The following is a 16,426-nucleotide window of genomic DNA, read 5'->3' as shown; positions in this document are numbered from 1 at the left end:
AAATAATCGCAAAGAATCTATCTGCGATTTGAAAGGCGAAGGTTCACGGACAGCCGGATAGCCGGCGTTCATTCAGTCGCGCCGCATGCGCGTGAACCGCTCGCCGCCGGACGATGAGAGAGGAAAGTGTAGAACGCGCACCTGCGTGGCACGCACGCGCGCTTCCAGGGAAGGGGAAACTGGGAACATATTTCGCGCGGCATCAGCGCAATATCGGCGCGGCATTCTCGTTCTATTTTCTGTTACCGCCGCCGTGTCGGGCATGCACGGCGCCAATCGCTCGCCGTGCGCCCCGCCTCCGCGCTACTGAATCTGCACAGGAGGAAAATCCGACGTCCCCAGATTCTCGATCTGAATGTACGAAGGCCATTCATTCGCCGCGCTGGAAAACAAGCCAGTTTGCGTCTGCGAAAAACCGATGCGCTCGAAGTAGTCGTGACACGTCGCGTTCTTGCCGGTGTCCACCAGTTCCGCGCGAATCTGCGGCTGCGCCTTCAGCGCCAGCCGGGTCGCCACCGCGCCCACCACCAGCTCCGCGCCCAGCCCGAACACGCGGCACGACAGCACCACTTGCACGATGCTTTCGCACTTGATCAGACATACGGAGATGATGCCGTTGTCGATCAGCTTGTCGCGCAGCGAAGAAACAATGCAATAGCCGCCCTTGCTGATGAACTTCTCGAACTCCGACTTCTCCCAGCGCTTGCCCGTGGTATTGAATTGATTCGTCTTGTTGATCAACTCGAATGCGCGCTCGAAGTATTTCGATTTCGGCGTCTTGATCAGATAAAACGACTGCCGAAGCTGCAACGACGCGAGCCATGCCTCGCGCGACGCTCCGCTCTCCACCTCCACACTGGCCTCGCGCTGCGAAATGGCGCGCACGAGTTCCGTGCGCCGCGCCGACTCCTCTGTCACGACCGGCACCTGCGTTTCCGCCGAACGCAAAATGATGCGCCGCCAGTCGTAGTGATTGCCGCCCAGGCAGCGAATCTCGGGGATCGCCGCCTTTACCTCCGACAATTCACGGTCGTTGTCGTCGATAAACACGCAATTGCCCGGCAGCAGATTCACTTCCTTCATGATCTCGCGAATGTTCTGCGACTTCGGCTGCCAGTTGATGCGCACGCTCGCGAAATCGTCGAGCGTGATCGCGCCGCGCCAGATCGCGTTGAAGCGCTCGATGGTCGGCGCTTCGTCGTTCTTGCTGCAAATCGCGAGCAAACCACCGCGCTTCTTGTAGAACAACAACGCTTCGACAAGTCCGATCGGCCAGCCTTCGATTCGCTCGGACGGATTCAGGCCCTCGCCTTCGGCAGCGACGCCGCGCCAAAGCGTGTCGTCCAGATCGACGATAATCAGTTTCACCGGATTGCGCTGCGCCACGATCTTGACGATCGCTTCCACGCGCGCGAGCAGCGCAAGCGTGAATTCACGCGAGGCCACTTCATACGTCACCATATTGATCAGCGCTTTCGGCGCATTCAAGCGGCTGGCGTCGAGCTTGAAGTCCCAATCGTTGATAAACGAAGCGTGCGAACTGCTCAGCAGCACGTCGTCCTGCAAATGCCGGCGGCCAACGAAATTCAGAATCTCGTTGGCGTCGAGAAAGTAGCCGTTGCTCGTTTTGCGGACCGCGTCGAACAACAACCGATTGATCTCGCGCACCAGATAGCTGGGCGACGTCAAACTCGATGGATCGATCAGGTCGCCGAGGTAATTGAAACTCGGCTCGAAAAACGACATGAACAGGATCGGCACCGAGGTGATTTTCGCCGTGAGCTGGCCGACCTTCAGCGCGATGAATTCGCCGACGCTGGCCAGCAGCGCGCGCGCCTCGTCGTCGGACTTCAGGCGCGCGAAGAGCATGTCGACAGCGGGCTCGGGCGTGTTCGCGGCCTCGCTCAGAATATGCCGCAACGTCAGGTTCACCACCACCACGTCGTCGTTCGCGGCAGCGACCGGCACCGGCTCGTGACGCTTCGAGCCCATGATGATGTGCCGGATGTTGTGGCCGGTGTTCGCGCTGCGCTTGCCGAGAATCTCGACGCCGCACGTACCCAGCAGCAAAATATTGAGCTTGCGCGCATCGATGGCCAGCGACGTCGGTGGCAGCGGCAAATTCACCTGTTTATCGGCGATGGAGGTATAAAAGAAATCGCGGATAAATTGACGCATTTCGGCCCCCTCGAGTCAAAGCGTTCTGAACCGCACGGAGGCACACCGGTTGCGCAGAACAACGCGCCTGTTCTTGCGGAAGCCTGCGCAATAGCGCAAAAGTGCAATACGCACGCTTCGTCCAAACGTTGCCCGTGTGTGCTCGGCGATTACAGCAGAGACAAGCCGCGGTCTCTGTGCGCCGACATACACAAGCCCGCCCGACCCAAAACAAGCTGCACGCTTTAGATCGCCAAAACCGCCAAACCCGCCAATCCCCTCAAACCGGCAAATTGCCGGGCTGAATTCTTCTGCGCAACTGCTTGATCAGATTCACGCCGCTGCGGCCGATCACGAGCCGCGCGAACAGCGGTACGCGCCCTTTTCCCGGAATCGCGATCTCACCCGCCATGATTCGTCCGACGAAATCGAGCCGCATCACCCAGTTCATATTCTTGTAAATCAGCACGTCGAAGACGAACGAGGAAACATGCCACTTCGACATATGCTTGTGATATTTCCCGAGAAAAACCAGGCTCGGCTCACTGCTCGGCACGCGCGATATTTTGTCCACTCGGCCGCTTAGTGAATATTCCACCAGCGCGTCATGTAAATACACAAACGCACAGCCCGCCAATTGCGCATTGATCGCGAAATCCCAATCCTGATGGCGGCGCAACGACCCGTCGAAACTGATGAGCGGGTAATGATGCCGCCACATCATGATCGACGAGGTCTGGATATAGCCGCGCTCCAGCAGAATGAAATCGAGCATCGACTGCCCGCCGTAAGGCGCGGCATTGCCGAGCATGCGGCGGCTTCCATCGGTCAGCACCACGTTGCTGAACAGCACTTTCGCTTCGCTCTCCGACGGCCGCGCGCCAAAGGCCGCGAGACACCGTTCGAGCTTGTCGGGCAGCCAGCGGTCGTCCGCGTCCAGAAAGGCGATCAGGTCGCCGGTCGCCGCCTCGATGCCGCGGTTTCGGCACCACGCGGCCCCGCGATTCACAGTCTCGCGAATCAGATGCAACGCAATGTCGTCGCCGCAATGGCTCGGCAAGTCGAACGACATGCCCGACGCATCGTCCACCACGATGATCTCGTGCGGAATAACCGTTTGCGTGGAGATCGATTCGATCGCCATCCACAATAAATCCACACTGTTGTAGTGCGGAATTATCACACTCACGTTATAGCCGGATACACACTCATGCCGCATCCCACACCTCGGATCAAAATTTCGAAAAATCCCTCACGCGAAGAGCAAAGAAGAGCCCATCCCTGCGGCGATACCGGCGGGCGTTGAATGACACCAGGCCAATTTACGAATAACGATTCGCTTTTACGATCCGCCTGACTGCACAAATAGCGGCGACCGTGAAATCGTTTCTTCGGGCCGAGCGCGTTCCCGGTCCTGGAAAATCAACCCGGGACCGATCGATTCAATTCAAAGCCGGCCAATGGACGAACAGACGAGCAAACGCACAGACAAACGCGTGCCACGCGTGGCATACGTCGATCGCGTCCTCGAGCCGCAGCAAACCTTGCGTATTCGTGCCGACGCGCAATCCCCATGCTTTTCGGACCGGGATCGGCATCGCATCTTGTCTGGAACAGCACATGCGCCCGTTCAGCCGTCAGGAGAGGCTGCGTCTAACGGCTCGCCGCCACAGGGGAGCCGGTCGACGTTGGCGTCGAGGCACGCGACGACGCTCTGCATTTTCCCGTCGCCGCGTGCGCTATGCTGTCAAGGATCGTAAGACCGATGCCCGACGGCGTTCCGTGGGATGGCCAACAATTCGGGGGCGAATTCGCTTTCCGGATATCTAACCGAGTCTTACAATCATTTCGCTTACTGTTAGCCACCCTTTAGCTTTCAATGGCCGTTTCCCCGCTCACGCCGCCCACCGCACAAGACGTCCACATCTGGCGTTGGGATCTCGATGCAGACGACGCGCAGCTCGACAGCGACTGGCAGACGCTCACCGATCACGAGCGCGAGCGCGCCGGTAAATTCCGTTTCGAACGCCATCGCCGCCGCTTCGTGGCGGGGCGCGGCGAACTGCGCCGCTTGCTCGGCGCCTATCTCGGTCTCCCCGCGCACGCGGTCGCGCTCGACTACGGCGAGCAAGGCAAGCCCTTTTGCGCAAGTCAGCCCGCAAACTGGACGCTCTGCTTCAATCTCAGCCACAGCGAAAACCGCGCGGCGCTCGCCGTGTCGAACGGCATCGAGATCGGCATCGACGTGGAAATCGTGCGACCGTTCGAAGACAGCCTGCCTGTCGAGGTATTTTCCACGCGCGAGCGCGCGCAATTCATCGCGTTGTCCGACGCGCGTCGGCAAGCGGTGTTCTTCGAAACCTGGGCGCGCAAGGAAGCCTGTCTGAAAGCGCTCGGCACCGGCTTCATCCTGCCGCCCGATCATTTCGAATTCGATCTCGCGATCAGCGGCGACACCACGCCGTGCCGGGTCGGCGGCGATGCGCAAGAAGCCGCGCACTGGCGCGTTCACGCGCTCGCGGATCTGCCCGATTGCGCGGGCGCGGTGGCCGCACGCCATACCGGCTGGTCGCCCGTCTTCATGAATCGCCGATGAAATAACCCTGCGCGCTCGTCTCATGCGCACGCGCTATGTCTGGCGGCGCACAGAGGCTTCGGCGCCCCTTTGCTCCAATCGCTTCACCCGGACCAGCAGCGTGGCAAAAGACGCGAATTCCTTCGCGCGGCACACGCAAGGGGAGGCGAGCGATGAGCCAAGCCATCACAGGCGAGGACGCCGATAACACGCGCACGATCGAGGCGATGCGAGGTATCGCCGCGATCGCGGTCGCGTTATTCCACTGCCGCCTGATTGCGTGGATCGGCATACGCGCCTACGCATCCGGACAACACCCTGCGTTCTCGCTCGACACCGCGCTCGCCTGGTTGACGATTCCGTTCGTCTGGGGACCGATCGGCGTGCCGGTTTTCTTCGTCATCAGCGGTTACTGCATTCATCGCAGCCAGGCGGCGCGGCTCGCGCGCCATCCACACTTCCGGCTCGATACGCACGACTTTCTGTGGCGGCGCTTCGTGCGTATCTATCCTGTGCTGTTCTGCGCGCTCTTGCTGACCTGGGCGCTCGACAATTTCAGCCTTCAGTTTCGCGTGCACGACGCGCAGCTCGGCGACGGCAGTCTGTGGACCTTCGTCGCGAATCTGTTCGCCTTGCAAGGCATCGTCGCGCCGACCTACGGCTCGAATACCGCGCTCTGGACGCTCTCGCTCGAAGTGCAGTTCTATCTGCTCTACCCGCTGCTGTTCGCCGTGCAGCGCCGCCTCGGGCCGAACCGCACGCTCGTCGCGCTGATGGCGCTCGCGGCCGTCTCGTATGCGCTGCTCGACCGCCACGGCGTGCTGATCTTCACGACTTACTGGTCCTGCTGGTATCTCGGCGCGTGGATCGCCGAACGCGACGTGCGCGGCCAGCGGCTCGCACACGGCTGGCTGCTGATTGCGACGCCGCCGTTGCTGGTGCTGGGCGGCGTCATGTCGACGCGCGAGGCGCGCATTCTCTGGTGCCTGCCCTGGGCGCTCGCGTTCACGCCCTGCTTCGATGCGCTGCTGCACGCCCGCCCGCGCCCCGCGTTCGTCATGCGCGCGCTCGAGAAAGTCGGCGACTTCAGCTACTCGCTCTATATCGTGCACATGCCGGTCTGCATCGCGCTGTTTTCCTGGCTGCTGCATTCGACGCGTCAAGTCAGCATCCTCTGGGCCTTCGTCTGTTTCTTCATCGCGCTCGCCAGCGCTTACGTGTTCCATCTGCTGGTCGAGCGCCCCGCCATTGCGGTGCTGCGCCGCGCGTCGGCGCGACGCCGCCTTGCCGCGAGCCAGGCGGGCGCCGCCTGAGCGCCAGCGCACGTTCGTGCGCAACGGCACGCGGTGTTGCGCGCAGGACTCGCCGCGCGTCCGTGTGTGCGACGCCGTACGGACAGTCGCGCCTCAGAAAATTAAATTTGACTTACAGAATATTTCTCGCCTCCAGATGGCCGCTGAACACGCGGCCAGGCGAGAACAAGTCGAGCGGTAACGGGGTTTTTCTTCAGGTCGTGAACTCACCGCGGTGCAACGGGGCATCGCGCAAACGGTGACGAATCGACGATCCAATGATTTCCGATGGCCGATCAAAAGTTATTGGGAGACCGGCAAATGTCACATCGCGATGATTTGTCCGCTGCATCGCCACGCGGCTCAGAGACGGGACCGGGCGTCGTTGCACGTTTCGAAACGATACGCGCGCAATTCGGCGATCGCCTTGCCGCCGTCGACGCAACGGGCGACGAGCGCTATGCCGATCTCGGCGACCGTTCGGCGCGGCTCGCAACCGTTTTGCGCGAACGCGGGCTCGCCGCGGGCGAACGCTGCGCGATCATGGTGCCGCGCAGCCGCGACACGCTCGCGCTGATCCTCGCGATCCTGCGCGTGGGCGCGGTCTATGTGCCGCTCGATCCGGCCTATCCGCGCGCGCAGCTCGATTTCATCGTCGCCGATTGCGCGCCCAAACTCGTGATCGCCGATGCGAGCACGCTCGCGAACGCCGGCGATTCGCACGGCGCATACGGCGCGCCCGTCGATCTCGCCGACCTCATCGCCGCCGCGCAACACGCCGCGCCCGCCGCGCCGCACGCGAGCGAACGCGACGACGCGGCCTACATCATGTACACGTCGGGTTCGACCGGCAAGCCGAAGGGCGTGATCGTTCCGCATCGCGCGATCCTGCGTCTCGTGCACGGCCAGACCTTCACCGCGCTCACGCCGGACACGCGCTTGCTCAATCTCGCGCCGCTTGCGTTCGACGCAAGCACGCTGGAAATCTGGGGCCCGCTGCTCAACGGCGGATGCGCCGCGATCATCAACGAAGTCCAGCCTTCGCTCGACGCCATCGCCGCCGAAATCGCGCGGCTCGGCGCGACGAGCGCGTGGTTCACGGCGGGCCTCTTCAACGCGCTCGCCGACTATCGGCTCGAAGCGTTCGCGCCGCTCCACGACGTGCTCACGGGCGGCGACGTGCTGTCGCCGCTGCACGTGCGCAAAGTGATGGACGCGCACGCCGGAGTGCAAGTCGTCAACGGTTATGGTCCGACCGAAAACACCACGTTTTCGTGCTGCTTTCGCATTCCGCGCGACGAAGCGCTCGCACATGGCGACGCGATTCCTATCGGCTACGCGATTGCCGGCACGCAGGCGTATATCGTCGATGACAAACTCGCGCCGGTCACCGATGGCGAAGTGGGCGAACTCGTGGTGGGCGGCGACGGCGTGGCGCTCGGCTATCTGAATCGTCCGGAATTGACGGCCGAGAAATTCGTCGACGATGTCTTTACGCAAGGCGCGAAGCTCTATCGCACCGGCGACCTCGTGCGCCGCCGCGCGGACGGCGCGATCGACTTCCTCGGCCGCAACGACCGGCAGATCAAGATCGCTGGCAAGCGCATCGAACTCGATGAAATCGAACATGCGCTGCGCGTCGCGCCGGGCGTCGCCGATGCGGCAGTCGCTGCATTCGAAGGCCGCAACGGCAAAGCGATCGCGGGCTTCGTGAAGGCCGACGCGGCTTCGGCTGCCGCCTTCGTCGACGCGCTGCGCACGCATCTGAAAGCGGCGCTGCCCGATTACATGGTGCCGACCGAACTGCGCGTGCTGCCCGACTTCCCGCTCACGCCGAACGGCAAGATCAATCGCAAGGCGTTGCTCGCGGAACTCGATATCGCCGCCGCGCCTTCGGCAAGCACGCAAACTCAGACGCAATCGCAATCGCAAGAGCACGACCTCGCCGACCCGCTCGCCGCCGTGTTCGAAGGTCTGCTCGGCAAGCCCGTCGACCGTCGCGCGAACTTCTTCGACCTCGGTCTGCGCTCGCTCGATCTGATGCGCGCGCACGCGATCATCGCGCGCGACGTCACGCAAGGTCTTGCGCTCGTCGATCTGTTCCGCCATCCGAACGTCGACGCTTTGGCCGCGCATCTGCGCGCCACGCTCGGCGCGCCGCAAGGCGGCAAGCTCGAAGCGCGCCGCACGCAGACGAGCGGCGCCATCGCCGTGATCGGCATGGCCGGACGCTTTCCGGGCGCGCGCAACGTCGCGCAACTGTGGGCGAATCTGCTCGCGGGCCGCGACTGCGTCACGCATTTCGATGTGTCGGAACTCGAAGACAGTTTCGACGACGCCATGCGCCGCGATCCGAGCTACGTGAAGGCGCGCCCGATCCTGCCCGACGTCGATCGTTTCGACGCGGGCTTCTTCGGCATGCTCGCGCGCGAAGCCGCGCTGACCGATCCGCAGCAGCGCCTGTTCCTCGAAATCGCGTGGGAAGCGTTCGAGGACGCGGGCTACGATCCCGCCGCCGTCGCGGGCGCGGTCGGCGTGTTCGCGGGCACGTCGATGAACACGTACTTCCTCAAGCACGTGCTCTCCGACCGCGCCGTGATCGACGAATTCACGAGCCAGTTCCAGATCGGCGAGTATCAGAAACTGGTCGGCGCGGGCGATTTCGTCGCCACGCGCACGGCGTACAAGCTCGGTCTCAAAGGCCCGGCGATTTCGGTGCAGACGGCCTGCTCGACCTCGCTCACCGCGATCGGCCTCGCCGTCGAAAATCTGCGCGCGGGACGCTGCGACATGGCGCTGGCCGGCGGCGTGTCGATCACCTTCCCGCAGAAGCGCGGCTACTTCTACCAGGAAGGCGGCATGGGCGCGGCCGACGGCGTGTGCCGTCCGTTCGACGCGCACGCGCAAGGCACGGTGTTCGGCAGCGGCGCGGGCGTGGTGCTACTCAAGCGCCTCGAAGACGCGCTCGCCGACAACGATCCGATCAGCGCCGTGATTCGCGGCGTCGGCATGAACAACGACGGCTCGGACAAGGTCGGCTTCACCGCGCCGAGCGTCGACGCGCAGGCGCGCGCCATCACCATCGCGCACGCCGAAGCGGGCATCGATCCGGCGACCATCGGCTATGTGGAAGCGCACGGCACGGCCACGCCGCTAGGCGATCCGATCGAATTCGCGGGGCTCGTGCAGGCGTTCCGTCTGGGCGGCGTGGAAGGCGGCCAGTTCTGCGCGCTCGGGTCCGCGAAGGCAAACGTTGGCCATCTCGATGCGGCTGCGGGCGTCACCGGTCTGATCGCGGCGTCGCTCGCGCTGCGCGAGCGCACGCTGCCGCCGCTCTCGCATTTCCAATCGCCGAATCCGGGCATCGATGCGGCGCGCAGCCCGTTCTACTTCAACACGGCCGCGCGCGCATGGACCGAGGGCTCGACACCGCGCCGCGCGGGCGTGAGTTCGTTCGGCGTGGGCGGCACGAACGTGCACGTCGTGCTCGAAGAAGCGCCGCTGCGCGAACGCGTCGATGCGCACGCGGAACCCGCGCCGCAGATCCTGCCGATTTCGGCACGCAGCGCCGCCGCGCTCGAACGCGCGAAAGCGAATCTCGCAACTTACCTGGCCAACCCGCTCGCATCCCATCCGCCACTCGCGCTCGCCGACGTAGCCGCGACGCTGCAAACGGGCCGTCGCGCGTTTTCGCATCGCGCGGTGATCGTCGCCGAAACGCTCGATCAGGCGCAGGCGAAGCTGCAAAAAGGCGCGCTCGAAGCGCAGGCGCCGCAAGCCGCGCCCGCCGTCGTCTTCATGTTCCCCGGTCAGGGCGCGCAGTATCCGGGCATGGGCGCGGCGCTCTATCGCAGCGAGCCGGTGTATCGCGAGTGGATCGACAAGGGTGCGGAAGCGCTCGCGCCGCATCTCGGCCTCGACATCCGCACGATGCTGCTGGGCGACGTGCCCGAAGGCGACGACACACCGCATCCGATCCGCTCGACGATCTACGCGCAGCCCGCGCTGTTCCTCACCGAATACGCGCTGGCGCAGTTGTGGATCTCGCGCGGCGTGCGGCCGACGGCGATGATCGGCCATAGCGTCGGCGAACTGGTCGCGGCCTGCGTGGCCGAAGCGATCGAATTCGAGGACGCGCTGCGGCTGATCGCGCAACGCGGCGCGCTGATGCAGTCGGCCGAACCGGGCGCGATGCTGGTCGTGCGTCTGCCCGAAGCCGAACTGCGCGCCGCGCTGCCCGAAGACGTCGATCTCGCCGCCATCAACGCGCCGACGCTGAGCGTCGTGGCCGGTCCGTTCGCGGCCATCGAAGCGTTCGAGGCCACGCTGAAGGCGCGCGATATCGAACATCGGCGCCTGCATACGTCGCACGCGTTCCACTCGCGCATGATGTCCGGCGTGGTGGAAGAACTGGCCAAGGTCGCGGACCGCCTGACGTTCGCGCCGCCGAAGATTCCGTATGTGTCGTCGGTGACGGGGCAATGGGCGGCGTCCGATCGTCCGGTGTCGGGCCGCTACTGGGCCAGCCATTGCCGCGACGTGGTGCGTTTCGCCGATGCGCTCGCGACCGTTACCGCGCAGGGTAAGCCGCTGCTGCTCGAAATCGGCCCGGGCCGCACGCTCGCGACCTTCGCGACGCAAGGGCTGACGAAGGACCGCTATCAAGCCGCCATCGCCTCGCTGCCCGATTTCGCGCAGCGCGAACGCGAACTGAGCGTGCTTGCCGAAGCGACCGGGCGGCTCTGGCTCAACGGCGCGACGCCGGACTGGCGCGCGCTGCATGGCGCGGATGCCCGCCGTATCGCGCTGCCGACGTATCCGTTCGAGCCCGAACGCCACTGGATCGACGCGCCCGCCACGGCCGCCGCTCGACCCGCTGCCGCACAAGAACAAACGCAAATAACGACGCAAGAACAAACGCAACTACAGACGCAACTGCAGACGCAAGCGGCGGCGATTGCCACGCCCGCTTCCACTCACGCGATTACCGACCATTCCCAGACCGCCATGGCCCAAACCGCTCAAATCGACCGCAAGCCGCGTCTCGTCGCCGAACTGGCGTCGCTCCTCACCGAAATGTCGGGCGAAGCGCCGGACACGTCCAATCCGGATGTGACCTTCTGGGATCTCGGCTACGACTCGCTGTTCATGGGTCAGGTCTCGCGCCAGTTGCGCCGCCGTTACGACGTGACGATCAGCTTCCGCCAGATCATGAGCGACTACCCGACGCTGCCCGCGCTCGCACAGTTCCTCGACGGCGCGCTGCCGCCCGATCCGGAACCCGTAGCCGCGCCCGCGCCGGTTGAAACGGCTGCGGTGGTTGCACCGGTTGCTGCTGCGCCGGTCGCTGCACCGACTGTCACCGCGCCGGTTGCGACTGCGGTGACCGCCGTGACCGCGCTGCCTGTCACGGGCGACGTGCAATCGGTGATCCGCGATCAGATCGCCGCCATGCAGTCGCTGATGACGCGTCAGCTCGACGTGCTGCAAGGCGTGCCGGTCGCCGTCGCTCAGCCCGTTGCGGCGATCGCGGCACCGGCGGCAGTTGCAACACCGGTTGCAGCGCCGGTTGCAGCAGCAGTTGCAGCGCCCGTAGCGGCAGCACCCGCAGCAGCAGCCCACGCCGCCGGTCCCGAAATCAAGTTCGAGGAAAACCGCCCGACGCGCTTCACCGCCTACAAGCCCGGCGCGACGACCTCGGCGCAGATGACCGACGTGCAAAGCGCCTTCATCACCGATCTCGCCACGCGCTACTCGGCCAAAACCGCCACGTCGAAGTCGCGCACGCAGACGTACCGCGCCGTGCTCGCCGACCCGCGCACCGCGAGCGGCTTCCGCGAAGAATGGAAGGAACTCGTCTATCCGATCGTCGCGCAACGCTCGAAGGGCTCGAAGATCTGGGACGTCGACGGCAACGAATACATCGACCTCGTGAACGGCTACGGCCAGACCGCATTCGGCCACACGCCCGACTTCGTCGTGGAGGCCGTCAACGCGCAAATGGCCGAAGGCTTCGCGATCGGACCGCAATCGCCGCTCGCGGGCGAAGTCGCGCAGATGTTCGCCGACATGACCGGCCACGAACGCGTCACGTTCTGCAACACGGGCTCGGAAGCCGTGATGGCCGCGATGCGTCTCGCGCGCACGGTGACGGGCAAGGACAAGGTGGTCTGCTTCGACGGCGACTATCACGGCCAGTTCGACGAAGTGCTCGTCAAGCCGGGCAGCGAAGCCGGCGTGCCGCGCGCGTTCCCGCTCGCCCCCGGCATCCCGAACAGCTCGGTCGGCAACATGGTCGTGCTGCCCTACGCGCGCTCGGAAAGCCTGGAGTGGATCAAGGCCAATATCGACGACATCGCCGCCGTGCTGATCGAGCCGGTGCAGTCGCGCCATCCGAATCTGCGTCCGAAGGAGTTCGTGCAGCAACTGCGCGACGTGACGGCCGCGAACGAATCGGCGCTGATCGTCGACGAAGTGGTGACGGGCTTCCGCGTGCACCCAGCCGGCATGCAAGGCTACTGGGGCATCAAGGGCGACATGGCCACGTACGGCAAGGTCGTCGGCGGCGGTTTGCCGGTGGGCGTGCTCGCAGGTAGCGCGCAGTACATGGACGCGCTCGACGGCGGCCAATGGCAATTCGGCGATGCCTCGGTGCCCGAAGTGCCGCCGACGTTCTTCGCGGGCACCTTCGTGCGTCATCCGGTCGTGCTCGCCGCGATGAAGGCCGTGCTGCTGCATCTGCAGGCAGCCGGCCCCGCGCTGCAGGAAACGCTCGGCGCGCGCATGGACGGCCTCGTGCAACGCATCAACACGCATCTGGAAAAGGTGGGCATCGCCACGCGCGCGGAGACCTTCTCGAGCTGGTTCTACATCAGCTTCGCGGGCGAAGATCGCCTGGGCAGCCTGTTCTACGCGTATATGCGCTTCCTCGGCGTGCACATCATGGAAGGCTTCCCGTGCTTCCTGACCACAAGCCATTCCGACGAAGACATCCGCAAGATCGGCGACGCCTTCGTCGAAGCGATCGCCGCGCTGCAAGCCGCGGGCATTCTCGGCGGCACGGCGCAGCCAGCATCGATTCCGGCAGCCGCAACCGCAGCGCCCGCGCCGACGCAAGCGCCGCTGACCGAACCGCAGAAGGAAATCTGGATGTCGGCGCAGCAAAGCCATGAAGCTTCGCTCGCGTTCAATGAATCGTTCACGCTGGAATTGTCGGGCGATCTGAACGAAGCCGCCTTCGAGCGTGCGTTCGCGGCGACGGTCGCGCGACACGATGCGCTGCGCGCGCACTTCTCGCGCGTCGGCGACACGATGTTCGCCGATGCCGACGCCCGCGTGCCGCTCGAACAGATCGACCTCTCGACGCAAGCCGACGCGCACGCACAACTCGCCGCGCTCATCGACGCCGAAGCGCGCGAAGTCTTCGACCTCACGCGTGCGCCGCTGGCCCGCGCCGCGCTCGTGCGTCTCGAAGCAAACAAGTGGGCCTTCGTGTTCACGGCGCATCACATCATCTGCGACGGCTGGTCGATCAACATCATCCTGCGCGATCTGCAGGCGCTCTACGCCGCCGAAGTCTCGGGCACGCCCGCCGAACTCGATGACGTGCAGAGCTTCCTCGCTTTCGCGAAGGCGCAGGACGAAGCCGGCGTCGATCAGGAAACGCGCGACTTCTGGATGAATCTGCATCGCGAAGGCGCGCCCCAACTCGACTTGCCCGGCGACCGCGCGCGTCCCGAAGTGAAGAGCTTCAATGGCGCATCGACCACGCGTCTGTTGAGCGCCGATCTGCTCAAGCAGGTCAAGACCACCGCGTCGAAACAAGGCTGCTCGCTGTTCGCCGCGCTGTTCGGCGCAGCGCAAGTGCTGTTCGGCCGCCTCGCGGGCCGCGACGACGTGGTGATCGCCGCGCCGATGGCGGGTCAATCGCAAGCCGGCGAAGCGCTGCTCGCGGGCCACTGCGTGAACTTCCTGCCGCTGCGCGTGAAGTTCGACGGCGCGCAGTCGTTCGCCACGCACATGAAGGCCGTGCGCGATCATCTCTACGATGCGGGCGATCGCCAGAACTACACCTACGGCGCGCTGGTGCGCGACCTCGGCATCAAGCGCGACTTCAGCCGCCTGCCGCTGACCGATCTGCAATTCAATCTGGAGAAGGTCGATTCGCAGCTCGACATGGCGGGCGTGAGCACGCGCTTCGCGCCGAACGCGAAGGCGTATAGCAACTTCGATCTGTTCCTGAACGTGATCGAATCGGCGCAAGGCCTGCGTCTCGATTGCGACTTCAACACCGACGTCTACGACGAATCGACGATCCAGCGCTGGCTCGGTTACTACGAAACGCTGCTGGGCGCGATCGCCCGCGACGCCGACGCGTCCATCGCCACGCTGCCGCTGCTCGGCGACGCCGAGATCCGCCATCTGCGCGACGAACTGAACGCCTCGCAGCGCGCCTACGATCTCACGCAGACGACGCCCGCGCTGATCGCCGCGCAGGCGCACAAGACGCCCGATGCCGTCGCCGTCGCCGACGAATTCGCGAGCTTGAGCTACAGCGAACTCGACGCGCGCGCCAATCAGATCGCACGCCGTCTCGTAGCGGCAGGCATCGCCCAGCACGGCCGCGTCGCGATCGCGATGGAACGCACGGCGATGACCGTCGCCGCGATGATCGGCGTGTGGCGCGCGGGCTGCGCCTACGTGCCGCTCGACATGACGATGCCGGCTGCGCGCCTGCGTCAGATTCTCGACGGCGCGGGCATTGCCGCCGTGCTCAGCGACGCGGGCAGCCGCGCCGTGCTGGAACCGGGCGATCATCGCGTGCTCGAACTGGAAACGCTGCTCGCGCAGCATCAGGACGCAAGCGTCGCGCTGCCCCGCGTGCAGGACGCCGATGCGGCCTACGTGATCTTCACCTCGGGTTCGACGGGCCAGCCGAAGGGCGTGGAAATTCCCCATCGCGCGCTGAGCAACTTCCTGCTTTCGATGGCGCAGGAGCCGGGCTTCACCGCGCAGGACCGCATCGTCGCCGTGACCACGTTCTCGTTCGATATTTCGGGCCTCGAACTGTTCCTGCCGCTCGTGACCGGCGGCCAGGTGTTCGTCGCGGGCCACGCGGAAGTGCGCACGGGTTACGAGCTGGTGTCGCGACTGAAGGCGCAGGCGTCCACGGTATTGCAAGCCACGCCGTCGCTGTGGCGCATGCTGCTCGAAGCCGGTTTCAAGGCGCCGCAAGGCTTCAAGATTCTCTGCGGCGGCGAACCGCTGCCGCGTGATCTCGCCGATGCGCTGCTCGCCACCGGCGCCGAAGTCTGGAACCTCTACGGCCCGACCGAAACGACAATCTGGTCCGCCGCCGCGCGCGTGCAGCCGAACGGCGCCGTCGTGCTCGGCGCGCCGCTCGCGAACACGCAACTGCACGTGCTGACCGACGATCTGCGTCTCGCGCCGGAAGGCGTGACCGGCGAACTGTGGATCGGCGGCGAAGGACTCGCGACGGGCTACTTCAACCGCCCCGACCTCACGGACGCCGCGTTCCGCACCATCGCCGTCGAAGGCGCGGCGCCCGCGCGTCTCTATCGCACCGGCGACCTCGCGAAGCGTCTGGCCGATGGCGCGCTCCAGCATCTGGGCCGCCGCGATCAGCAGATCAAGCTGCGCGGCTTCCGCATCGAGATCGAGGATATCGAGGCCGCGCTGCGTAAAGCGCCGGGCGTCGCGGCGGCGGCGGTCGCGCTGCATACGGTCAACGATCATCCGCGCCTCGTCGGTTATGTCGTCGAAACGCAGCAAGGCATGGCCGATCTCGGCGAGATCGCCGCGTACGTGGCGGTGGAACTGCCGACCTACATGGTCCCGACGCTGTGGATGGTGCTCGACGCGCTGCCGCAAACGCAGAACGGCAAGCTCGACCGCAAGGCGCTGCCGGTGCCGAGCGCCGACATGGTGGCCGCGCCCGCGCGTCCGGCTCCGGCCGCGCATGCGACGCTCAAGGCCGTGCCGCAGACGGCCGCGCCGGTCGAAGCGCAAGGCGCCGCGAGCACCACGGATGCCGCCAGCGAACCCGCCGCGCTGACGCCCACGCAAGCCACGCTCGTCTCGATCTGGTCGGACGTGCTCGGCGTGCAGCAAATCGGCATCGACCAGCCGTTCTTCAGCCTCGGCGCGGACAGCCTGCAACTGTTCCGCATCGTCGCCCGCATGAACGAGCGCGGTCTCGGCGTCGATGCGCGTCAACTGATGAAGAACGTCTCGATCGCGCAACTCGCGGCGAGTCTCGATGGCGCGCAAGTCGAAGCCGTGGCCGAAGTAGCCGCGGTCGCGCGACCCTCGATCCTCAACTTCAAGCGTCGCAACGCAGGAGGCATGTGAGCGATGAACGGGATAGCGTTGAAGATCGCGC

The 16,426-nt window shown here is 65.1% G+C and carries 5 protein-coding genes; 3 read left to right on the top strand and 2 right to left on the bottom strand.

Features of this window, described 5'->3' with window-relative positions:
* Window positions 1-303 precede the first annotated feature (303 nt).
* Window positions 304-2,178 (bottom strand): HAD-IIIC family phosphatase, encoded by a 1,875-nt coding sequence (locus G5S35_RS02945; protein WP_065057242.1) that lies wholly within the window; start codon window positions 2,176-2,178, stop codon window positions 304-306.
* Between the two features lie 259 nt (window positions 2,179-2,437).
* On the bottom strand, window positions 2,438-3,376 hold the full coding sequence (locus G5S35_RS02940; protein WP_124262000.1) for a glycosyltransferase family 2 protein: 939 nt from the start codon (window positions 3,374-3,376) through the stop codon (window positions 2,438-2,440).
* A 660-nt stretch (window positions 3,377-4,036) separates the two neighbouring features.
* Here G5S35_RS02940 and G5S35_RS02935 point away from each other — a divergent pair.
* The 3 genes from G5S35_RS02935 to G5S35_RS02925 all read left to right on the top strand — a co-directional run bounded on the left by G5S35_RS02935 (window position 4,037) and on the right by G5S35_RS02925 (window position 16,395).
* Window positions 4,037-4,753, top strand: coding sequence for a 4'-phosphopantetheinyl transferase family protein (locus G5S35_RS02935; RefSeq protein WP_065057240.1), 717 nt, complete (start codon window positions 4,037-4,039; stop codon window positions 4,751-4,753).
* 152 nt (window positions 4,754-4,905) lie between these two features.
* On the top strand, window positions 4,906-6,045 hold the full coding sequence (locus G5S35_RS02930) for an acyltransferase family protein (protein WP_065057239.1): 1,140 nt from the start codon (window positions 4,906-4,908) through the stop codon (window positions 6,043-6,045).
* 300 nt (window positions 6,046-6,345) lie between these two features.
* On the top strand, window positions 6,346-16,395 hold the full coding sequence (locus G5S35_RS02925; RefSeq protein WP_183038561.1) for a non-ribosomal peptide synthetase/type I polyketide synthase: 10,050 nt from the start codon (window positions 6,346-6,348) through the stop codon (window positions 16,393-16,395).
* The last annotated feature ends 31 nt before the right edge of the window (window positions 16,396-16,426 follow it).

Source organism: Paraburkholderia tropica (assembly GCF_014171495.1).
GTDB classification, from domain to species: domain Bacteria; phylum Pseudomonadota; class Gammaproteobacteria; order Burkholderiales; family Burkholderiaceae; genus Paraburkholderia; species Paraburkholderia tropica.
This window is presented reverse-complemented; position numbering and strand designations above follow the sequence as displayed.

Bases quoted from the DNA above. Each gene is read 5' to 3' on its own strand.
- G5S35_RS02945 (WP_065057242.1), bottom strand. From the start codon at position 2,178: ATGCGTCAATTTATCCGCGATTTCTTTTATACCTCCATCGCCGATAAA.
- G5S35_RS02940 (WP_124262000.1), bottom strand. From the start codon at position 3,376: ATGCGGCATGAGTGTGTATCCGGCTATAACGTGAGTGTGATAATTCCG.
- G5S35_RS02935 (WP_065057240.1), top strand. From the start codon at position 4,037: ATGGCCGTTTCCCCGCTCACGCCGCCCACCGCACAAGACGTCCACATC.
- G5S35_RS02930 (WP_065057239.1), top strand. From the start codon at position 4,906: ATGAGCCAAGCCATCACAGGCGAGGACGCCGATAACACGCGCACGATC.
- G5S35_RS02925 (WP_183038561.1), top strand. From the start codon at position 6,346: ATGTCACATCGCGATGATTTGTCCGCTGCATCGCCACGCGGCTCAGAG.